The organism is Qipengyuania sp. JB2-7 (assembly GCF_055693485.1).
Map to the genome: position 1 here is coordinate 1,077,130 of NZ_CM146335.1, position 20,767 is coordinate 1,097,896.

23 protein-coding genes and 1 pseudogene are annotated in these 20,767 nt (G+C 56.4%); 11 read left to right on the top strand and 13 right to left on the bottom strand.

Annotated features, from left to right (window positions below):
- Positions 1 to 3 precede the first annotated feature (3 nt).
- From ACZ1GM_RS05285 to ACZ1GM_RS05310, 6 genes are read left to right on the top strand one after another with little or no spacing between them, the layout of a single operon-like run.
- The gene (locus ACZ1GM_RS05285; protein ID WP_472678091.1) at positions 4 to 528 is read left to right on the top strand and encodes a polysaccharide deacetylase family protein; all 525 of its coding nucleotides are present in this window, start codon (positions 4 to 6) and stop codon (positions 526 to 528) included.
- Positions 473 to 883, top strand: a complete 411-nt coding sequence (locus tag ACZ1GM_RS05290) for a polysaccharide deacetylase family protein (protein ID WP_472678092.1) — start codon at positions 473 to 475, stop codon at positions 881 to 883. Before ACZ1GM_RS05285 ends, ACZ1GM_RS05290 begins: the two co-directional genes overlap by 56 nt.
- Entirely contained in the window at positions 880 to 1,797 is a 918-nt protein-coding gene (locus tag ACZ1GM_RS05295; RefSeq protein ID WP_472678093.1) for a polysaccharide deacetylase family protein, read from the top strand. The genes ACZ1GM_RS05290 and ACZ1GM_RS05295 overlap by 4 nt, the downstream gene beginning before the upstream one ends.
- Positions 1,794 to 3,209 (top strand): aldehyde dehydrogenase family protein, encoded by a 1,416-nt coding sequence (locus tag ACZ1GM_RS05300; RefSeq protein ID WP_472678094.1) that lies wholly within the window; start codon positions 1,794 to 1,796, stop codon positions 3,207 to 3,209. The genes ACZ1GM_RS05295 and ACZ1GM_RS05300 overlap by 4 nt, the downstream gene beginning before the upstream one ends.
- Positions 3,209 to 3,667, top strand: coding sequence for a hypothetical protein (locus tag ACZ1GM_RS05305; RefSeq protein WP_472678095.1), 459 nt, complete (start codon positions 3,209 to 3,211; stop codon positions 3,665 to 3,667). The genes ACZ1GM_RS05300 and ACZ1GM_RS05305 overlap by 1 nt, the downstream gene beginning before the upstream one ends.
- A complete protein-coding gene (locus ACZ1GM_RS05310; protein WP_472678096.1) occupies positions 3,664 to 4,152 on the top strand; it encodes a DUF1330 domain-containing protein in 489 nt (162 codons plus the stop codon). Before ACZ1GM_RS05305 ends, ACZ1GM_RS05310 begins: the two co-directional genes overlap by 4 nt.
- 1 nt (position 4,153) lies before the next feature.
- Here ACZ1GM_RS05310 and ACZ1GM_RS05315 read toward each other — a convergent pair whose 3' ends face one another.
- The 10 genes and pseudogenes from ACZ1GM_RS05315 to ACZ1GM_RS05360 form a co-directional block, all read right to left on the bottom strand.
- Positions 4,154 to 4,876, bottom strand: a complete 723-nt coding sequence (locus ACZ1GM_RS05315; RefSeq protein ID WP_472678097.1) for a hypothetical protein — start codon at positions 4,874 to 4,876, stop codon at positions 4,154 to 4,156.
- A 44-nt stretch (positions 4,877 to 4,920) separates the two neighbouring features.
- A complete protein-coding gene (locus ACZ1GM_RS05320; RefSeq protein WP_472678098.1) occupies positions 4,921 to 5,217 on the bottom strand; it encodes a hypothetical protein in 297 nt (98 codons plus the stop codon).
- The gene (locus tag ACZ1GM_RS05325) at positions 5,193 to 5,993 is read right to left on the bottom strand and encodes a nitrilase-related carbon-nitrogen hydrolase (protein WP_472678099.1); all 801 of its coding nucleotides are present in this window, start codon (positions 5,991 to 5,993) and stop codon (positions 5,193 to 5,195) included. The genes ACZ1GM_RS05320 and ACZ1GM_RS05325 overlap by 25 nt, the downstream gene beginning before the upstream one ends.
- A gap of 67 nt (positions 5,994 to 6,060) precedes the next feature.
- Positions 6,061 to 7,566, bottom strand: coding sequence for an FAD-binding oxidoreductase (locus tag ACZ1GM_RS05330; RefSeq protein WP_472678100.1), 1,506 nt, complete (start codon positions 7,564 to 7,566; stop codon positions 6,061 to 6,063).
- Positions 7,566 to 7,787: a hypothetical protein gene (locus ACZ1GM_RS05335; RefSeq protein WP_472678101.1), complete on the bottom strand. Its 222-nt coding sequence runs from the start codon at positions 7,785 to 7,787 to the stop codon at positions 7,566 to 7,568. The genes ACZ1GM_RS05330 and ACZ1GM_RS05335 overlap by 1 nt, the downstream gene beginning before the upstream one ends.
- Before the next feature lie 10 nt (positions 7,788 to 7,797).
- Positions 7,798 to 8,508 carry an MFS transporter gene (locus ACZ1GM_RS05340; protein ID WP_472678102.1) on the bottom strand — a complete coding sequence of 237 codons (711 nt, stop codon included), beginning with the start codon at positions 8,506 to 8,508 and terminating at the stop codon, positions 7,798 to 7,800.
- 58 nt (positions 8,509 to 8,566) lie between these two features.
- Positions 8,567 to 8,878, bottom strand: a pseudogene (locus ACZ1GM_RS05345) (MFS transporter); the annotation flags it as partial.
- Positions 8,865 to 9,251, bottom strand: coding sequence for a VOC family protein (locus ACZ1GM_RS05350; protein ID WP_472678103.1), 387 nt, complete (start codon positions 9,249 to 9,251; stop codon positions 8,865 to 8,867). The gene ACZ1GM_RS05350 and the pseudogene ACZ1GM_RS05345, both read right to left, overlap by 14 nt.
- Positions 9,238 to 9,858 (bottom strand): hypothetical protein, encoded by a 621-nt coding sequence (locus tag ACZ1GM_RS05355; protein WP_472678104.1) that lies wholly within the window; start codon positions 9,856 to 9,858, stop codon positions 9,238 to 9,240. Before ACZ1GM_RS05355 ends, ACZ1GM_RS05350 begins: the two co-directional genes overlap by 14 nt.
- A gap of 61 nt (positions 9,859 to 9,919) precedes the next feature.
- Entirely contained in the window at positions 9,920 to 12,196 is a 2,277-nt protein-coding gene (locus ACZ1GM_RS05360) for a TonB-dependent receptor (RefSeq protein ID WP_472678105.1), read from the bottom strand.
- A gap of 121 nt (positions 12,197 to 12,317) precedes the next feature.
- Between ACZ1GM_RS05360 and ACZ1GM_RS05365 the strand changes: the two genes are divergently transcribed.
- Together ACZ1GM_RS05365 and ACZ1GM_RS05370 are read left to right on the top strand one after the other, a co-directional pair.
- On the top strand, positions 12,318 to 13,052 hold the full coding sequence (locus tag ACZ1GM_RS05365; protein WP_472678505.1) for a hypothetical protein: 735 nt from the start codon (positions 12,318 to 12,320) through the stop codon (positions 13,050 to 13,052).
- Between the two features lie 129 nt (positions 13,053 to 13,181).
- Positions 13,182 to 15,680 (top strand): TonB-dependent receptor, encoded by a 2,499-nt coding sequence (locus tag ACZ1GM_RS05370; protein WP_472678106.1) that lies wholly within the window; start codon positions 13,182 to 13,184, stop codon positions 15,678 to 15,680.
- Positions 15,681 to 15,748: 68 nt separating this feature from the next.
- Here the strand turns inward: ACZ1GM_RS05370 and ACZ1GM_RS05375 are convergent, their stop codons facing one another.
- The 3 genes from ACZ1GM_RS05375 to ACZ1GM_RS05385 form a co-directional block, all read right to left on the bottom strand.
- On the bottom strand, positions 15,749 to 16,426 hold the full coding sequence (locus ACZ1GM_RS05375; protein WP_472678107.1) for a flavin monoamine oxidase family protein: 678 nt from the start codon (positions 16,424 to 16,426) through the stop codon (positions 15,749 to 15,751).
- An 8-nt stretch (positions 16,427 to 16,434) separates the two neighbouring features.
- Positions 16,435 to 17,085, bottom strand: coding sequence for an NAD(P)-binding protein (locus ACZ1GM_RS05380; protein WP_472678108.1), 651 nt, complete (start codon positions 17,083 to 17,085; stop codon positions 16,435 to 16,437).
- Between the two features lie 68 nt (positions 17,086 to 17,153).
- Positions 17,154 to 18,083: a DUF1838 family protein gene (locus ACZ1GM_RS05385; protein WP_472678109.1), complete on the bottom strand. Its 930-nt coding sequence runs from the start codon at positions 18,081 to 18,083 to the stop codon at positions 17,154 to 17,156.
- Positions 18,084 to 18,213: 130 nt separating this feature from the next.
- On the opposite strand from ACZ1GM_RS05385, the gene ACZ1GM_RS05390 reads away from it, so the two are divergent.
- Genes ACZ1GM_RS05390 through ACZ1GM_RS05400 form a run of 3 tightly spaced genes read left to right on the top strand, consistent with a single transcriptional unit; the run spans position 18,214 to position 20,766 of the window.
- Entirely contained in the window at positions 18,214 to 19,038 is an 825-nt protein-coding gene (locus ACZ1GM_RS05390) for an HpcH/HpaI aldolase/citrate lyase family protein (protein ID WP_472678110.1), read from the top strand.
- Entirely contained in the window at positions 19,031 to 19,540 is a 510-nt protein-coding gene (locus ACZ1GM_RS05395; RefSeq protein ID WP_472678111.1) for a MaoC family dehydratase, read from the top strand. Before ACZ1GM_RS05390 ends, ACZ1GM_RS05395 begins: the two co-directional genes overlap by 8 nt.
- A gap of 38 nt (positions 19,541 to 19,578) precedes the next feature.
- Complete coding sequence (locus tag ACZ1GM_RS05400; RefSeq protein WP_472678112.1) at positions 19,579 to 20,766, top strand: acyl-CoA dehydrogenase family protein; 1,188 nt, start codon at positions 19,579 to 19,581, stop codon at positions 20,764 to 20,766.
- Position 20,767: the final 1 nt, after the last annotated feature.

A 20,767-nucleotide genomic window follows, 5' to 3' on the forward strand; every position in this document is an offset into this window, starting at 1 on the left:
GACATGAAAGAAGGCGCGTCCGATCCCGGCCTTTACGACTATCACCCCTATAACGACCGCCAGAAGATCGTTTGGCCAGAGGGGAAGACTTGCGCGGTGTGGGTCGCGCCCAATCTCGAATATTACGAGATAGATCCGCCTGCCAATCCCAATCGAAAGCCGTGGGCAAAACCGCATCCCGATGTTGTCGGCTATTCCTATCGCGATCATTCCAACCGCGTGAGCCATTGGCGGATGGCGGATGTGATGAGCAAGCACGGCTTTCCAGGCTCCGTCAGTCTGTCAGTGGCCCTGTGTCAGCATCACCCGGAAGTGGTGCAGGACGGTGTGGATCGCGGCTGGGAATTCTTCAGCCACGGCATTTACAACACGCGCTATTCCTACGGCATGGATGAGGCGCAGGAACGCGCCATCATCGAGGATCTCGATCAAGACTGTACAGGATGCGACCGGACAGAGAATTCGTGGTTGGTTGGCGCCGGCGCTCACGCACACGCCGCGCACACTCGATCTGCTGGCGGAGTATGAATTCGATTATACCTGCGATCTCTATCACGACGATCAGGTTCAGGAGGTAAAGGTTCCAAAAGGGCGGCTGGCGTCGATACCCTACAGCCTCGAGGTCAACGACCACTATGGCTTCAACGTCTATGGCATGGCGGGCCGTGAATATGCCGACAGTCTTATTAAGCAGTTTGATCGTCTGGCCGAAGAGGGCGAGACGTCTGGAACGGTCATGTGCATCCCGTTGCATGCCTACCTTATCGGCCAACCCCACCGAATTGGCCCGTTTGAAGAGGCACTGCGCCATATCGCCAATGACCCGCGATGCTGGAGGGCTAAAGCTGGCGATATTGTCGATAGCTGGAGGGCGCAACAATGAGCCTGCCGCAGGAATATACTCAGTATCCGCATCGGCGTGAGGGATACGACCATGATCTGTATGAGTGGTCAAACATTCACACCCGCGTGCCTGTCCGCTGGCCGGGTGACAAGACGGTCGCGATCTTCCTTTGCGTGAGTCTCGAATACTTCCCGATCACGCCATCGGATGAGCCGTTTCGCGCGCCGGGTCATATGGTTACTCCTTATCCCGACTATCGGCACTATACGGTGCGCGACTATGGCAATCGCGTGGCTGTTTTCCGCATGCTTGACGCGTTCGTGAAGGCCGGTGTGACTGCGAGTTTTGCGGTGAACGCGGCGGTTGCTGAGCGCTATCCCGAATTGATCGAGGCGGTGAAGGTCGGCGGGCATGAGATTATCGCGCATTCGACCGATATGAACGGAACAATCGCCAGCAGCATGAACGAGGGCGACGAGCGTGCGCTGATTGCGGATTCTCTTTCGCGGCTGGCAGAGGTGACGGGGCAGAAGCCCAAAGGTTGGCTGTCGATTGCGCGTTCGCAGAGTTGGCGGACCGTGGATATCCTCAAAGAGCATGGCCTTTCTTATTGCTGCGACTGGGTGAATGACGAGCTGCCTTGGCGCTTCAACAATGGCCTGGTGAATGTGCCGCTCAGTGTTGACTTGTCAGATCGCCAGATCGTCGCGGTGCAGCAGCATTCGGCAGAGGCTTGGGCACAGATGATGCGCGATAGCTTCGCTTGGCTGGCGGCGGAGGCGGCTGCACAATCGAGTGCGCGCCTGCTGCCCATGCAATTGACCCCGTACATAATGGGGCAGCCTTTTAGGATTGAGGCGCTGGAGGAATTGCTGACTGAATTGGTGCAGCGCGAGGAGAGTTGGTTCGCGAGTGGATCAGCCATTGTCGAGAGATGGGAGGGGCAACAGTGAAGGCATTTAACCCCCGCACTGGCAAGCAGGATTATGAATTTGCGGAAAGCTCGCGAGCGGAGATCGCGTCTGAGGCAGCTCGTCTGCGTGACATGCAACCGCATTGGGAAGGGCTAGGGCCTGAGGGGCGTGCCGCCGTTCTCAACAGGTTCGCCGATGCTGTAGAGGCTAACGCACCGACAATCGCCGAAGCGCTGAGCGTGGATACAGCCCGCAAGGCCGTGGCATGGATCGAGGTGGAGGGACTGGCGCGAAACCTGCGCAAATGGGCCGCGCGTGGTCCGGAGCTGTTCGCGGACTTGCCGAGCGATGCTGAACCATCTGCGACGCCGGGTATCGAGATTGTTCCGAAGTTTGACGCGTACCCGCTGTTCGGTGCAATCGCCCCTTGGAACTTCCCCGTTATTCTCAGCCATATCGATGCTGTTCCGGCGCTGATGGCGGGCTGCGCTGCGCTGGTGAAGCCATCTGAAGTTACCCCGCGTTGGGTCGCCGCGATGCAGCCTGTCCTGGACGAATTGCCTGAACTGCCACTGGCCTACGTGATGGGTGGCCCGAATGTGGGCCAGACGCTCATTGAAGAGGTCGATTATGTCTGCTTCACAGGTTCGACCGGCACCGGGCGCAAAGTTGCAGAAGCTGCGGCCCGCCAGCTGATCCCGGCCAATTTGGAGCTGGGTGGGAAGGACCCAATGATCATCACCGCGAACGCTGACCCTGAATGGGCAGCTGGTGTCGCGTTGCGCAGCTCCATCGTCGCAACGGGGCAGGCATGCCAGTCCATCGAACGCATTTTTGTGGCGCGCGACATCGCGGAGCAGTTTCTCGATGCTTTGGTGGCGAAGGCGGCGGACGTCGCAATTACTTATCCGAACTCTGATCAGGGGCATATCGGACCGTTCATATTCCCGCCTCAGGGTGCGAAAGTGCAGGCGCAGATTGATGATGCCGTTGCCAAGGGTGCTAAAATCCTTTCCGGCGGCCAAATCGAGGAATTGGGTGGCGGTACTTATCTGCGACCTACCGTGCTGACTGACGTCACGCCCGAAATGGCCGTGATGAAGGAAGAGACCTTTGGGCCCGTTTTGCCGGTCACGGTGTTTGACGCTTTGGATGATGCCATTGTGCAGGCGAACGACACTGAGTTTGGCCTCGCTGCGGCGGTGCTGGCCGGGTCGCTTGAAGAGGCCGCCAGCATAGGTGCGCGTCTGGAGGCCGGTGCAATCAGCCTGCAAGATGGAGCGCTTACCAGCATGGTCGGCGACGCAACCAACGAATCCCGCAAGGCATCAGGTCTCGGGCCGAGCCGTATGGGCGATAGTGGAATGCTACGCTTCCTGCGACGTCAGGCTATGATCCGTCAAACCGGGGATGCCGCAACAATCGCCATGTACGCAGAGGGACATCGCTGATGGGAAATCGCGCCGACTTGGGAGCGGTCATGCCCGCTATGCTTGATCACGATGGCTGGTGGGAGGGATCCTATCGAGATTTTGACTGCGATGGCCAGTTGCTCGACGAGCGACGCGTCAAAACCCATTGCGAATTCCCCGACACTGGCGATTGGCACTACATCCAGCATAACTGGATTAGCTGGGCCGATGGGCGCGAAGCGCTGTATGAGTTTGGCGGCAGGTTGGAGGGGAATCGCATCCTTTGGGAAACTGATCGTTTTTCCGGCTATGGCTGGCAAACGCACGAACACACCATCATGTTGCGACTTGATCGGCTGGATGTGCCCGGTGCCTGTTATGTCGAAATGATCAATTTGATGCCGGGAGCGCAGACCCGCGCGCGCACATGGCAATGGTTCAAGGGCGACACGCCGTGGAAGCGGACATTATGTGATGAAACGAGGATTACGCCATGATGAGCTTTGTTGCCATGCCATTGGCGGTGCTCGCCGCTGTGCAACCTGTTGCGGGTGAGCGTTTGGGTCCACCGCCTCAATCGACATGCGATCAGCCTGTCGTGATGGTGGTCACTGGTCTCACCTTAGATCGCGCGCGAATGGGTACCTATGCGCGGGCGCTTGCCGAAAGCAAAATCTACGAAGAGCTAGGCGGATATTACCTCAATATCCCGCAGACCCTGGCCATCTTTGAGGGAACGGATGATCCGCGTGCCACCACAATCACGGTTCGCTTTCCGTGTCTCGAGAATGCAAGGGCGTTTTGGTACAGCAAGACCTATCAGGAAACGATCCTGCCCTTGCGTCTGAATCCGAGCGCGGGCGATTACAGCGTGCGGGTATATCCAGAGGCTCCGTTAAGGGATGATATGCTCGGCAAGGTGGGCGATAACGCCTATGTGGCGGAGTTTCCGACTGATCGGGTCTCGCAAGTCGACCAATGATCTAGCGGTCCAGTTCGACCAGCTCGTACCTATTCATCATATAGCCGTCGATGGAGCCGTAAACGAGGATGGAATCCTCGTCAGCCGTGACCCACATGTCGAAATCAGGGTGCCTTGTGCCACCCATCCCGTCGTCGCTGTCATCGACATAACGATAGCGGCGGCATTGGAAGGTGCCGGCTTCGACCGTCTTCTCCTCCTCGCCAACATATTCCATCACCATTTCGAGACTGGCTATCTGCGGCGGTGTGGCACCGCGATGATCGGGTGAGGGCAGGAAGAAGCGCAGCTTGCGTTTGTGTGGACCTTTGCTGATGTCCATCAACCGCGTGGTAAAGCCATCACCGACAACCGGGTGCGTTCCGAAGGCGTCGAATTCGCCAGCTTCCTGAGTTTCCGAATTGCGGCCAATCGTCGGACCATGGCTCTCGCAAATGATCTGATTGGTATCTGCATCATATGCCATCCAGCCAGAGCCAAGAAATTCGTCACCGAGCGTAAGATGGACCAGCAAGTTTTTCGGTTTGCGATCAGGGCCGATGTGGCAGGTGATATTGCGCAGAACGGTTGGATCAGGCTCCTCAATTTCGCATTGCGCAGTCATAATGACTGATCCGTCGGCATGATGCGAGAAATTGAACCACTCACGGCCCCGTTCCTGCCCTTCCATACCGGGCTTGACCGAGGAATAGCGGATTTTGCCGCGGACGTTTCTATGCTTCATCGGCGATGCTCCATCAGATGATCCTTGCCCAAACTTTGCCCGGCTTAAATCAGCCCGGCGGCGTCAAGCCGCTCGATCACAAGCTCTTGCGCACGCTTGAAATAATCACGTTCAGGTGCCGTGGGCGTTCCGTTTTCCATCATGCCATTGCTGCGATGAAACGCTTCCGCACTGGCAGCATAGGCATCCGCAAACAGGCCAGGGCGTTGCCGGGCGAGCGAGTTGATCATGGCTGGCGTTCGGCGCGCGGCGCGCAGCGCGCCGATGTCGAGCGTCCCGAAGGCTGTGAATGTTTCTCCGTCGCCAGACTGTGCCATCAGCTTGCCACGGTAATCGACCACGCGGCTATTTCCATCTGCACTGGCGAGTGGGAGGCCGGTGCCAGCGATCCCGGTAACGTATTGGCAGAAACAACGTAAGCCATGTTTTCAAAAGCGCGAGCCTGCTTGGCGATGTCTTTGGGGGTGGCGAGTGGAGAGCCAATCTCGCTGGAGGAGTGTGCGAAAATTTCCGCGCCGCGCATGGCCAGCACTCGTGCGATTTCCGGATAGAGTATTTCTTCGCTTGCGATCGCCGCGATCCGGTAGATATCCGTATCAGCAACAGGAAACACCGCGTCGATGCCATAGTGGTCGAGATATGCGTCCCACACGTCATGCGGGCTGGGTGCGAACATTGAGAGCAGTCGACGATAGCGCAGCACGGTGTCGCCATTGGGTGCGACCACAAAACTTGTCTGAAAATAGAAATCAGGGAAGGCCGCGTCACGCTCATAGGCGTTGCCCGCGATAAACATGCCCAGCCTTTGCGCTATGCCGCCAAGCGCCTCATATTCCGGGCCATCCGCATCCCACGCTGCCTTTCGCGCAAAGTCCTTTGGCGAGATTGGGCCTGGGTAAGAGGTGAAGAGATATTCCGGCAGAACGGCCAGCTTCACCGGAGCGCCTGCATATTGCGCAATGAATATCGACGAGGCGCGGATGCGTGTCTCAATCTCAGCGATGTGGCTGAGCATCGCGGCGCGCGCATCCTCATCACTCAGCGGTTCCACCGCACGCGCAGTTAACTGCATCGCAACAGCTGCGTAAGGGGCAGGGGACGTGGTATCTGTGTTCATGACTGCTGCGATTACCTTAGATTACAGGCCGAGCGAACCGGGGTTCATCAGCCCGCGCGGATCAAGCTCAGCCTTCGTAGCTTTCAGCAGTGCATCTGCGCGCGGCTCCAAACTGTCGCGATAGCGATATGTTCGAGCCGATCTGGAAATGCGCAGAATCATGTTCGAAGAAGATATCGACGATGGCCTTTTTGAGTTTCTGAGTCAGCTCCCATGCCTCTGCATTAGAGTTCAGTTTGGGCAGCTTCTTCAGATGGGCTTTCTCGATCGTATCTTCGATCACCGGATTGCGCGCATCGGACCAGTATAAGCAAGGCTCGATAATCATGCCTGCCCCGCCAACCGAAGAGATCAGAGTGCCGTAATGCACCCCCAGCTCCTTCATCTCGGCAGCATGCTGGGCAAACAGCGCCTCAAATGCGGCAAAGCACTCCGCTGCGCGTCCGTGAGACACCAATCCATGAATGGGTGCCCAACGTTCCCCGTCAGGGCCCAGGATGGAATTGAGCGGGCCGAACGGGTTTGCACGTATGATCTTGGGGATCGTATTCTCGACTTCGCGACCACCATAATGCGCGACCAATTGCCGCGCGATCTCGATGTCGGCATCGGCGGCGGCTTGAATGCGACCCTCAGCCAGCACATGGAGAGAGAAGTTTGCGTCTTTCAGGAAGTCTCGTCCTGCGGCGACGACCTTTGCGCCTTCTTTGAGCGCTTTCAGCACGCCGCCCTGCTTTTTCATCATTCCAACGAGCTGCTTGGCGTCGCTGGTCAGGCTGTCGCGCTTCATCCGGATCGCGTTGAGATACGGATCGAAACCGAAGCATTCGCTGGCAATTCCGCGTCTTTCGATTTCGGAAGCTGCGGCAAACCAGCCTGCCGCGTCGTCAAAGGCAAAGCTGGCATAACCATGATTGTCCGCCTCTGGGATGAGACGCAGTGTAACCGTCGCTTTGATCCCCAACGCGCCAGTGTCGCCCAGAAACAAGCCGGTCAGATCGGGGCCATAGGGGCGAGTGTGTTTCTTGCCTGTCGCAAGTAAGGTCCCATCAGCCAGCACGACTTCCAGCGCGTTGCAGCTTTGCACGGCTGAACCGTGGCGACCGGTGCCCCAGAAAATGCCATTCTGGCTCATCCCGCCGCCAATCGTGGCCTTGAGGCCTGACAATGTGCCCCACATCGGGGTGCGCAGTTTGTGATGTGCGAGCCGTTCACGCAGGGCGGCCCAAGTGCATCCCGCCTCTACCGTGACGGTCATATTGATGTCGTCGACCTCCAGCACGCGGTTCATCTGTCCGAGATCGAACAGCACCGCACCGGGGGCATCCTGCGTGTAGCCACCAGTGTAGCTCATCCCGCCGCCACGCGGGGCAACCGGGTGCCCAGCATCCGTGGCCGCTTTTACCGCTGCGGCTAGCTGATGCTTATCCTTGGGCCTTACGACGGCGGCCAAATCAGCGCCTCGAGAATAGATGTCATGCGCGTAGAAATCGAGACTGGTTTCGTCGGTGAGGACGTCTGCACCCGAGGCGGCGAGTGCGTCGGCAAGAGTGGTTTCGGCAAGAGTGGCCATCAGGCTGTCTCCGGTTGGGGGGATAGGGCGGGGGCGCTATCACTATCATCCTCTGGCAGGTCTGTCGGGTAGCGGCCCAAGAACAGTAGCAGGCCGCCGCCGATCACGAAGCCGAACAGCGCAACTTGCAGGATCGGATCGTAGCTGCCCGTCGTGTCGCGCACATAGGCATAGATGATCGGTGACAATGCACTGAACAGGCCGAAGGGCATATACAGCATGCCGTAGATCTTACCGTAATTGGCCATGCCAAAATAGCGGTACGGTCAAATACGCGATCAGGTCGCTTTCTGCGCCTGCCGCAAAACCGAGCAGGAAACCGGCCAGTGCGGCCATTGTGAAAGTGACGTCGCCGCCTAGCAAAATTGCGCAGGATACCGCTGGTAAGCAAAGCAACGGGAATGCGACATAGCCCTGCCAGAAACGATCAAGCAGAGCGCCGGTTGCGATACGCCCCGTCAGAATGCCGATCCCCAAAATCCCCATAACGCTTGCGGCGCCCTGCTGACTGATTCCGCGATCGCCCAAGATCGTTGGCATGTTGATGAAGGCACCGCCAAACGCAGTCGCGATGATCGCGATGGAGAGCCAGATGAGCCAGAAGCGATAATCCTTGAGCGCTGTGCCCAGAGCGACTCCAGTCAGCTTGCCACTTGCGCTTTTAATGGCCTTTGGTCGTTCGTCAGGGCGCGGTTCGCGGAAAAGAAAATATGCGATCGGTAGAGCGACGATCAGCGGCAGGGTCGCGACAATCGCGAACATAGCGCGCCAGCCCTGTGTTTCGATGGCCCAAACGGCGAGCTTTGGCACGACAATAGCCGCCAGGCTGGTGCCCAAGAGGAGTATGCCGAGCGCGAGCCCGCGATGCTTGAAAAACCACAGATTGATCGCGCGGCTCCATGTCACGGGTGTCGATCCGATCCCGACGAGGCCTACCAGCACCCAAAGTGCGTAGTAGACATAGAGCGTTGATGTGGCGAGCCGCGGTTGGTGTCAGGCTGATAGCTGCGAATGAGAAGCCGAATGCGGCAAGAGACCACAAAGCTACACGCCGTACGCCGTGCTTATCCGCAAGCGAGCCGAAAAAGGGAGCTAGCAGGCTGGCGATCACGCCGAAAATCGTGATCGGGAAAAGGATTTGAGTGCGGGACCAGCCAAATTCTTCGATCAGTGGCTCGACCGTAAAACCAATCACATTGAACGGGATGGGGGAGGCACCGCATGCCACGCCAAGGACGCCCGCGAATAGGATCGTCCAACCTTTCGAGAACTCGCCGCTCTCCAATTTTGTGTGAGCGTCAGTCGCTGTCACTATAGAACTCCGTCAAATTTCCGTCTGGATCGCGCACTGCGAAAAGATCGACCGTGCCAATTCCGTCAATCACAACATCCTCGGCCTCGTAAGCAAAGGCAACACCCTTGGCCTGTAAATCTGCGCGGTAGTTTGCGAAATCTGCTACTGGATAACGAACACTGATGATGCCGAGATTGGGCAGGCTGGCATTCGCAGAGTGATCGCGCCCGGTGAACCCGGTGATCTGCATCACCTCAACTCTGCCGGTTTCGCCGGGCAGTGATGGCTGGAGAGCAGCAGCGGCGCGTTTGATCTCAGGCGTGAAATTGAGCGGGATGCTGAGATTGGAAAACGCTGGTTCTTCGGGTTCTTGGTCACTATCGAAAAGCAAACCGAACCCTAACAAATCGCGATAAAAGTCGCGCGCAGCCAGGTGGTTCCGTACCATCCGCATGGCATTGAAGCCTTGGCTGATCCGGTACGAGCGGAAAAGCGGTGAAGTCTGGTGTGATCCGCTCATAAGCGGCGACGTGTATTCCGTGCGGTCCGGTCAAAACGACATTTCGCAAGTCAGACGCACCAAATTGAAACCGGATCGGCGGGCTTTCAGCCCACCAGCCCAGCTCTAGCGCTTCTGCGTAGAGTTTAGGCACGCTGTCGGTTCTGACCATGATTGAATAAATGCCGCCCGTGTCCCAAGGTCTTGCTGCCGGACGGATTGGTTTCTGCGCGACACCCGACAGTCTCACAAAGCGAATACAGCCCGTATCAGCCGCAGGTGCACACCAGCGTTCGAATGATCCTGTGACTGAGTCTGCGAGCTGCCAATAGTCGATTTCGCTTGCATTCAGAGCCCCTGAAACCACGAGCCGCCAGCCGCCCGCATGACGGAACAGGCGCGTCGCAGGCTCAAACTCTGTTACCGAAACGACTGTTTCAGTCCAAGGTGCAACACCCCTATCAGCAGCGCCCTGTGCTTGCGCGCCGACAGTCGCCAAAAGCGAGATGCCGACCCCTGCAAGCAGGGACCGGCATCTGCGCCAAAAAGGCTTTGTCACATCAATCAAACGTAAAACCGACGTCGACACCCACAGTGAGCGGCGGCGCCGCGAAGACTTGGTTCTGGTTGCCGCCAACAAAGGTGTTCGCGCGGAAGTACTCACGATCCGTCAGGTTCTTGCCCCACAGGGTCACCCGCCAGCGATCAGTGCGATAGCCAACGCGCGCGTCGACACGGACACCAGGGTCCTGCTTGGTTCCCGGCACGTTAGCGACCAATCCGAATGTCGCATCTTCATACGCAGCATCGCCGCCGAGGAATACTTCGCCATCGCCAACCTCGAATTCATAATTGAACCCGATCAGGCCTTTCCATTCCGGAGCGTTCTTAAGGTCGAGCCCCAGAGCACAATCGATAATCGCTTGCTCGAATGCGGGGGTGTTGGGCGTGGCCGTCACATTGCCGCACGCAGGGCCCGGAGTGGTCGTGGTGCTGCCGGAAAGCAAACCAGCCTGCGCAAAGTTTAGTGACTGATATTCCGCATCGAGCCAGCTGGCATTGCCGTAAATGGTCAAGCCATCTGTTGGCTCAATGCTGCCTTCAACCTCGACACCCTGAATACGCGCCTCGCCCGCATTGATTCGTGTGAACCCGCCGGTTGGAAGGGTGCCGCTGATCTGCAAATCCTGGTAATCGTTATAGAAATAGGTGGCGTTGAAGGTTACGCGGCCATCCCAGAATTGCGTGCGAAGGCCAGCCTCAACGCTATCCAATTGCTCTTCATTTACCGGCAGAAAGCAGGCTGCCGGGCTGAAGCAGTCCGGCGAGAAACCAGGCGATTTGAAGCCTGTTGAATAAGATGCATAGAACAGGATGTCGTCTGTAAACGAATAGTCGACTTTGCCGGTCCACGTAACATTGTTTGTGTCAGCCTCACCCGTGATCCCGGAACCAAAGCCTGCCAGCGGTCCGCCGGCATTACCTTCGAATTCGCGATCTTCGCTTGTCCAGCGAAGGCCACCTGTCACAGTGAGGGCGTCGGTTACTTCGAATGCTCCTTGCGCGAAGAGTGAGAAGCTTTCGGTTTCAACATCGTTTTCAAACGGGAACACGAAGATGTAATCGAGGTCCACATTTTCGGTGTAGTAGAACGCGCCCGCTGTGAAGTTGAACGGCCCGTCAAACGTCGAATTCAGCAGGAATTCCTGACTGAACTGATCCTGCTCCGTCTGTTGGAAAAACGGGAAGCTGATGAAGCTTGAAAGATCATCTTGCAGCGCCCGCAACGCGGTGATCGATGTTATCGTGAAGTTGTCATACTCACCAGACAGCTGGATCGACGCGCCATAGGCTTCGACGCTGCTGTCAAAGTCTGTGACACATCCGATTGGCTGGAAGTTCACGGGTGTCAATGCTGAGCACGTCACACCGGCGGCAGGCTCAACTGTGAAGATGTCGCCATCAACGTCAGTTATGATAGCCGGGTTGGTGCTGCTCGCGGCGATCGAACTTGGCACTGGCTGGCTGTCATCTTTGGTGTAGTCAAAGATCGCCAATGCGGTCCAGTTCTCATTCATTTCTCCGTAGAGACTAGCGCGGAAAGCCAGAACTTGCTCTTCGCCCACTTCGGTGCCCGCCAGATCAGCAAAATCACCGTTCGGATTGAGTGTGTGGAAGCCATCACGCTCCTTGTACAGACCCGTCACACGAAAGGCTGCGCTGTCTGCCAACTCAAAATTAGCCGTCGCACGCGCCAGAATGCGGTCAAAGTTACCGTAGCCGAAGTCTGCCGAAACCGAAGTGTCGCCTAGCTGCGGGCGAACTGACGTAAACTTGATCGCGCCGCCATTGGTATTACGGCCATACAGTGTCCCCTGCGGGCCACGAAGAACCTCGACTTGTTCAACGTCGACCAAATCAACCAATGAACCAACAGTCCGGCCTAGATAGACATTATCTACATAAATCCCGACTGCCGGATCGATCGCTCCGCGCGATTCGTCTTCGCCAACCCCGCGGAAAAAGATCCGAGCGGAAGACGCCGTTCCCGTTCCGGTTGAGATGACGACGCCTGGAATTTGCGCCTGCAGATCGTTTGCATCTGCAATCTGGCGGCTTTCGAGCTGGGCTGCGCCAAGCGCGGTGACCGCAGCCGGTACGTCCTGAATGTTTTCAGCACGCCTCTGCGCTGTAACCACAATGACGTTATTGTCTGTCGCGTCATTCGCCGCTGCATCTGCAGCGGAATCCTGTGCTGAAACTTGCGTGCCCGCACATATCGCCAACGCTGAGGCGGCGAGCTTAAATGCGGATGTATTACGTTTGATGTGCTGCATTGATGGTCCTTCCCAAAGGCACAAAGTGTATCCCACCCCCGTGAGTAACGAAATTTGTCCGGACAAATCTCTGGCTTGTCAAGTAATTTTGGATTAGTTGTCCGGACAAATTTTGAAACTGATGTTCGTTTGCGTCACTTACACGGACATCCTGATTGATCTGGAGCGGTTCGTGGATTTTGTGATTTCGCCCTATTCTTTGCTTGTATATGCGCACCTCCTGCTGTTTGTGCTGTGGCTTGGTGCGGATGTCGGTGTGTTTTTGCTGGGTCAGCATTTTCGGAAACGCACCGAATATTCTCTCGACCAACGTATCGCGTTGCTGAAGTTGCTGGTGCTCGTTGATATGACACCGCGCAGCGCCTGGGCACTGATGGTGCCGCTCTCTCTCAGCGTGGTGGATGCAGGGTCGTGGTGGGACGTGCCCCCGCTCTTGTTATGGGGCGCGTGGGCCGTCGGCCTGTTTTGGCTTTGGTTAGTGTGGGATTCGCACTGGCATGACCAGACACCTCGGGCGGCGCGTAATCGCGGTATTGAAGGCTGGCTGCGTTGGATCGTTGGCGGTTTCTACCTCTGGCTCGGCGGGCAAAGCCTACTTCTTGATACACCGCTTCAGCCGGACTGGCTGGCATGGAAGGCGCTGTTGTTCGGAGCGATCTTTGTGGCGGCAATCATGATTGATGTAACGTTCAAGCCGGTAGGTGCGCAACTCACCGCAGTTCTTGAGAAGGGTTCTAGTGACGAGACCGAAATCCCGTTGCTTCGAACCATGAACAAGACCCGCATCTGGGTATGGATTGTCTATGCTTTGCTTTTAGTTACCGCCTTTTTGGGCAACGCTAAACCGTTGCCATAGAGCAACGGCACGAGTGGCTGGCACACGTAAAATAAGGACGGTGGAAAAATTTGTCTGGACAAATTTATCTGGACAAATGATCATTGAAGCAAGGTCTTGGGGGAGGCTCATGGACCAGGGAGGAATCAGATGAAACGTATAATCAAGCCGACTTTGCTAGCGGCGACGATGATCACGCCTGTGGCTGCACTCGCGCAACAGGCCGATGCTTTACCGAGTGAAGATGGGGCAACTAACGATAATCTTATTGTCGTCACAGCGCGGAAAAAAGAGGAGACTCTCTTAGACGCGCCCCTGGCTGTTTCGGTCTTGGGTCAGGAAGAACTAGAACAGGGCGGCTTTACCGACATTACAGAGATCACCAAAGCGGCCCCTGGTGCGTTTGTTGAGCCAACGGGTAACAATGTTGGCGGCCCGGCGCGGATAAACAGTACCCCTCGGTTTCGTGGTGTTTCGGTTCTGAGTGGAGATCGATTGCAACAAACCGCCACCGTTTTTGTTGATGGTGTTTACCTAAGCGGCGGCATCGAGACGATCGGGGTTAATGAGCTTCAACGCGTCGAGATCATCAAAGGGCCGCAATCGGCGCTGTTTGGACGCAATACTTTTGCTGGTGCGATCAACTATGTGACGAAGGACCCCAGCGATGAGTTCCGCGTAGATTTGGATGTTACCGCGGCAACACGCGACGAATATCGCTTTGCGGCTGGTATCGAAGGTCCGATTTTTGATGGACTTTCTTTCCGCGTCGGTGGCAATTACGTCAGCAAGGACGGCCATTATGACAACATCGCTGTCGCAGGTCAGCGTCTGGGTGACCAGGAGCAGTGGTCTGTCAATGGTTCTTTGCTGTTTGAACCATCGTCCAGTTTCCGCTTGAAACTGCGCGGCTCTTACCAGGAAATCGAAGATGGCCCCGCGGCTGCTGTGTCGTTCTTCGGAACCGCGCAACACAATTTCGGCGGTTTCTTGATAAATCCGGATGGGTCTGTCGACACCTCGGATAGCAGCCAGCCCGCCTTTGGTTCGCGTACTGAGTCGGTCTTCCGTGGGCAAATTGGTTTGCCTCCCGCATCAGCGATTGGTCAAAATTCCGGTGCAGACGCTGTCGCATTGTTGCGTGGGTTCATCAATGATCCACGTTCAGATCCAAGCGATGCGATCTTCAATTTCAAATATAATCCGACGACTGTCGATGAATTTGGCCTCAATCTGGACTCGCTCCAACTCAGCGCGGTCGGGTCATTCGACCTTACGGACAACCTAGAGTTCAGCTTTCTGGCGGGATACAATGAAGAGAACTTCGGCTTCTTCTCTGACTTTGATTTGACGCCAGACAATTCGTTTTTGAATTTCAATGCGCGTGAGACTGAGGACCTTACTCTGGAAGGGCGGCTTCAGGGCAACTTCCTTGACGATGATCTAACTGTGCTTGTTGGTGCAAGCTATGTCAGCATCGACATCAATGAACTTGGCGGAACGTCGAGTTTCTTTGGTCCGACCATCTTTTTCGGAGACATTTTCCGCGAAACTGGCTTCATATCTGGCGCAGAAACGATCGGCGTCTTTGGCCTGCTCGACTATCAGTTCTCGAACGAATTTTCGATCACGCTGGAAGGTCGCTATCAAGAGGATGAAATCTTCGAAGACGAGGTAAACCTTGGGTTGACCACTCCGATTTCGCCGGCGACGATCACCAACTTCTTGCCACGTGTGACATTACGTTATCAACCAAGTGATCTGACGACGTTGTATGCCACATATAGTGAGGGCAACTTGCCAGGTGGTTTCAACGCAGAGGTTGCGCAGCTTGACGCCTTGCAGCTTGGTGAGCTCGCTGCGGTCGCGCCTGATGCGGATGTCGTGTTCGGCGAGGAAAAGCTCATCAATTATGAGCTTGGCTGGAAACAGCAATCCGCAGATGGGAATATAGCGTTTAATCTCGCGGCATTTTATATGCGCCGGCAAAACGAGATATTCAACTCCTTCGAAGTGGTAACTGACACCAGCCCCGGTGCACCAAACCCGCAACGAACAGTCCAATTCATCTCAAATGGTGCGACAACCGACATCTACGGTGTTGAGCTAGACGCAGCATTTCAGGTGAGCGATGAGTTCTCTTTGCAAGGTTCCTTTGCCTACATTGATGCGACAATCGCCAGTTTCCCAGCTGACGGCGGCACCGGCGATTTCGGGGATATCTTCGGAGCAGATGCAGATGTCGCTGGTCAGCGTGCCCCGCGGTTCCCGCCCGTTTCTCTATCCTTGGGAACGCTCTATGAAGACGAGTTCAATGGGCTGGGGGAATTGTTCGATACCTGGTTCATGCGAACTGATCTGTACTTCACTGGCGACTACTTCATTAGCAACGCCAACGTTGCAGAGGTGGAATCAGCAACTGACGTGAATGCTCGGTTCGGCTTGCGTGGCGAAAATGTCGGTTTTGAACTTTTCGTGACCAACCTGTTCGATGAAGATGCGCCGACTTCAGCGCAAAACTTTGCTGATACCGGATTCGGTACGCGAACGCTCCCCGGCGGGTTCTTCAACTTTACTCGAGAAGGCGCTCGTGTGATCCTGCGGGATCGCCGACAGTTTGGCGTCAGGTTGAGCTATACCTTCCGGTGATGGAGGTTGCGACTGGTTCGCTGTAAATACAGAGAAGGGGCGGCGACTTCGGTTGCCGCCCTTTTTCGTTAGGCTTTGGCAAGCACGTGTTTGGCGGCAGTTTCGCCGCTCTCCAGCGCAGCTTCCATGCCGCTGCTGGCGATGGCCATATGCTCGCCTGCGAAGTGCACTCTGGACCCCTGATGCTGGATCGCCTGGGCAAGATCGCGCGCCATTCCGGTTCCGATGTGGTGGTAGATACCGCGCGCATAGGGATCGTTCTGCCAGCTATATCGGCGCAACATGGTCAGTTGGCCAACAGCAGAGGGTCGCGCTCTCTCGATACGGGCAATAATCTCGTTCGCGGCGGTTTCTAATGGCATGCGGTCGAGCAGATCGGCACCTGACCCGGTGGTCCAAAGCTTTAGCATGGCGGGGTCACGTCCGAGCACGAAAACACGCCCGATTAGCGGGTCATCGCTCCATAGCGTCGCGGGCAATCCGTCTTGCTCCCAGAATGGCGCTTTCGCTTGCAGGAAGGCGAAGCTGGCACGGGTGTAGGGCAGTTCAGCGATCATACGCGCTGTGCTGTCGGGTATCGATATAGAAAGCGGTATCGTGCGAAGCGCGGCAAACGGGATCGTGCAAATTACGTGGCGGACGCGCAGGGTCTGATCGGGCAGGCGCAGTGTTACGCCGTCCGCATCCTCCGCAATCGCGCGAATTGGCGTGTTGAATATGATTGGTGAGGCTAGATCGCTGGCCATCGCATCGGTCAGCCTCTGGGATCCCCCTTGATGGTCGATATCGGTCCCGGCTGACTTCGGAAAATTGCCGTGCTGCGCGCGCGATGAAGCACAGACATGCTTGCTGGCGTGCCGCCGTTGAAATTGGCGGTTATCAGCCGCAGCGCCTCATCATCTGCGCCTGCATCGCGCAGAATGTGTTCCAGCGATTGGTCGGCTTTCAGAGCTGTATTGAGCCAGTCCGATGGCTTGTCGAGATGCGGCAGGGCCTTGCTGAAATGACGCAAAAGCCCAGCCGGTTCGATGGCCCGCGCATCACCTTTCAGCCGGTTGGCTGCGCTGTCCGTCCAAGCTGACGAAGGCGTTGAAACACCATAGATATGATACAGATTGCCGGGCACTTGCGTGCGGCCCGCCCCCGCGCCGGAACTCGATGACAGCTCCACGCCGAGCTTCCCTGCTATCGCATGGAGGCGTTTGTACCCTGCGCCGATTTGGATACCGCCAGCATCGGGCGCTCCAGGCAAATCATCAAGGGTGTGAAGCCTGCCGCCAGCCCGGCCTTTCGCTTCAATGATAGTGGTTTTGAGCCCTGCATCCTCACACAGTTTTGCCGCGTTCAGACCCGCTAGACCTGCGCCAATGATTGCAACATCAGCTTGGGTGTTGCCCCATGCCATCCGTGGAGCGGCCCCAGCAATCAGCGCCGCGGAACTTCCGGTTAAAAATCCGCGGCGCGAGGATGACATCAGTCAGAGTGACCCGCTGCTGGCCGGGCTTCCTCGCTTTCAGCGCGTGCCCTGTCAGTCAGCAGCTTGAACTTGGTCCAAGTCGTTTCATTGCGTCGTGTGTCATCTTTTGGCGGCGCTTCTTCATAGATTGGATAGTTCTCACGGATCTCATCCTTAAGAACGCTGGGCAATTCCTCGAACCCACCTGGCAATTTGCGACCCATAGCATTGAAAACCATTTGTCCGGGACGTCCACCCATTTCCATCCATGGTGCCCATGACGAAATGCGCACCCAGCTGATCATCGGATAGGCGGTGGGTCTGGTGGAATCGTAAAGCTCGTCCTTAAGCGCCGCAAAGTCGAAAATCTCCATAGCGTGATACTTGCCGCCAACGAAATCCTGATAGTCCCCGGCAAGCGGGTTGGTATAGAGCAGCGGAACCTCGAACGGCATAAACACGTAGGGCCCGGCCTCCCTCAGTGTGCTGATGGTATAGGGCGTGCCATCGGCGCCGCGCGGGAAAGTCGGGCGACTGTTCACCGGGTCATTGTGGATCTGCATTACTGTGACGGTCTTGCCGGTGTAGGGATTCTCCCATTCATCGACGACTTCACCAGTGGTCGGATCAAGCATCAGCATAACCTCGCGGCTGATAATCCGCCAACCTTTGCCGCGCTCTGGGTCTTCCACTTCGACACAGCGGCGAATGTTCATTCCTTCGCCTTTGAACAACAGCTTGTCGCGGATACCCGGAGAGCGCCCGTAAATGTTGCCAGACCAGTGATAGACCGCAGGCTCATCGGCGGAAATACCGCATTGCATCCTTTTGGAAATCTCCACGGCGTCTTCAGGGACAGACGGATCGAGCATGCGGGCGGTTGCAACATGCCCCGTCGCCATCAGTGCGACCGCGCCAATTCCAGCCAAGAGTTTAAGAGCAATCATGATTTTGTTTCTCCCTGAAATCGGAATTTGTCCGGACAAATTTGCGATTCTCTCTTGACTTTAGATTTGTCCGGACAAATTGTGAAGCCACGCTATTTCGAATTATCGATCAAACTAGGAGTCGCTTCGCGTGTTTGCTGTCAGCAGCCTGTTATTTGTGCCCGGTTCGCGCCCTGATCGGTTCGCGAAGGCGAAGGCTGGCGGAGCAGATTTGACCGTTGTTGACCTTGAGGATGCAGTCGCCGCTGATGACAAGGCAAGCGCACGCAACGCGGCAATGGCAGAAATCGCGAAAGATGCCTCTGGCTGGGCCATCCGGATTAACGGCATTGTGACAGCCGCTGGCATCCGAGATCTTGCTGCGTTGGCCGATGCGGATATTTTGCCACACACATTGCTCGTGCCGATGGTTGAGGATGCTGCGGAGCTTGCGGTTGTTGCCGGCGCGCTCAGTGAGAATTGCCCTGACCTCGTGCCTTTGATCGAAACGCCCAGAGGCTTGCGTAACGCGCTTGCAATCGCGCAGCATGACAAGGTTGTCGCGGTAATGTTTGGCGGCGGGGATTTTTCCGGCGAGCTTGGTGTCGAGCTGGCATGGGAGCCTCTACTCACCGCGCGTCAGCAGGTCATTCTCGCCTGTGCGGAGGCTAACAAACCTGCGATTGATGTCCCCTTCATCCACCTCGAAAATGAAGATGGCTTGGCCGAAGAATGCCAACTCGCGCGAGCAATTGGCTTCACCGCAAAGGCGGCGATCCATCCGCGCCAGCTGGACGCGATCCGATCTGCGTTCGCGCCCTCTGATGCCGAAGTCAGTGAGGCACGCGAAGCGCTGGATGCTTACGAGGCGGGCGGCGGGCGCGCAATCCGGTTTAGGGGGCGCATGCTTGAAGCCCCGTTTGTCAAAAAGTATCGCGCGGTTCTGGCGCGGCATGAGGAGCAAGTGAATGCGTGATGGTGTGATTGAAGTTTCCCCGGGCAGATTCCGCGAGGTTCAGGGGCGGTACTTCGATGACTTCGAAGTGGGGCATGTTTATGAACATCGTCCCGGGCGCACGATTACCGATGCGGATAATGTATGGTTCACGCTGCTCACCATGAACACGCATCCGGCTCATTTTGATTATGAGCTGTCGAAGAAGACCGAATTTGGCAAGCCGCTCGTGGTCAGCCCGCTGACGATTGCCTTGATGACCGGCATGAGTGTGTCGGACACAAGCGGTAAGGCGATCGCCAATCTCGGCTGGGACGAGGTGCGGATGGTGCATCCGCTCTTTGTCGGCGACACAATTTATTGCGAAAGCGAAGTCCTAGAGAAACGAGAAAGCAAGAGCCGCGAAGGCCAAGGCATCGTTACATTCAAGACTATTGCCAAGAACCAGGATGGCGAAGTGGTAAGCCACTATAAGCGCTCCGTCTTGGTTTGGAAGCGTGGCTTTGGAAATCTCGACGACTAAGTCAACCAGATACAGCAGGACCCCCGAAGGAACACAGTATGGCAACCGCCGCAGTACTTGAAGACCAGATCCGTACCATCGATCCCGATGAAGAACGCGCCTTTATGGACGCAATTGATCGGTGGCTTGAACGCGAGGTAATTCCGGTCATTCAGCACCATGATCATGGCGATATTTGGCCGGAAAAGCTCGTTGAGCAGATGGCAGAGATGGGCCTGTTCGGTGCCACTATCGGTCAGGAGTATGGCGGCCTCGGCCTGCCAGCAACGACCTATGCAAAGATCGTGATGCGCATTTCCAGCTATTGGATGGCCATCACCGGTATCTTCAACTCGCACCTCATTATGGCGGCTGCGGTTGAGCGGTTCGGCACGCCAGAACAGAAGATGAAATGGTTGCCCAAATTTGCGACGGGCGAAATTCGTGGTGGCCTGGCGCTGACAGAACCCAATGCGGGCACGGACTTGCAGGCGATCCGTACAGTGGCCAAAAAAGATGAGAACGGCGACTACATTCTCAACGGTACGAAGACGTGGATTTCGAACGCGCTCAACGGTCAGTGCTTTGCCATGCTCGCCAAGACAGATCCAAATGCAGATCCGCGATATAAGGGCATGAGCCTCTTCATTGCTGACAAGAGAGACGGCCTGACCACCGGCAAAAAGTTCGACAAGCTTGGTTACAAGGCGATCGACTCTGCTGAACTGGTCATGGAGGATTATCGCATCCCCGCTGATCAGTTGATTGGTGGTGCCGAGGGGCAGGGCTTCTTTCAGGCGACCGGCGGGTTGGAGCTTGGCCGGATCAATGTTGCCGCACGCGGAGTTGGCTTGGCCGAGGGTTCGCTGCGTTTGGCGACCGAATATGCACAGCAGCGCGAAACAATGGGCAAGCCTATTGCTCAGCATCAAGCGATCCAGTTGAAGTTAGGCGAAATGGTGACGCGTGCTCGCGCGGCCCGCTTGCTCACGCTTGATGCATCGGAAGCTTACGATTCCGGTGAGCGCTGCGACAAAGAAGCAGGCATTGCCAAATACTTTGCATCCGAAGCCGCGGTCGAGAACAGCCAAGAGGCCATGCGGGTCTTTGGCGGTTACTCTTATTCCAAAGAGTACGACATTGAGCGGTATTACCGTGACAGCATGCTGATGTGCATTGGCGAGGGCACAAATGAGATGCAGCGCATGATCATCGCCAAGCAGCATCTTAAAGAGAACCAGATCTGAG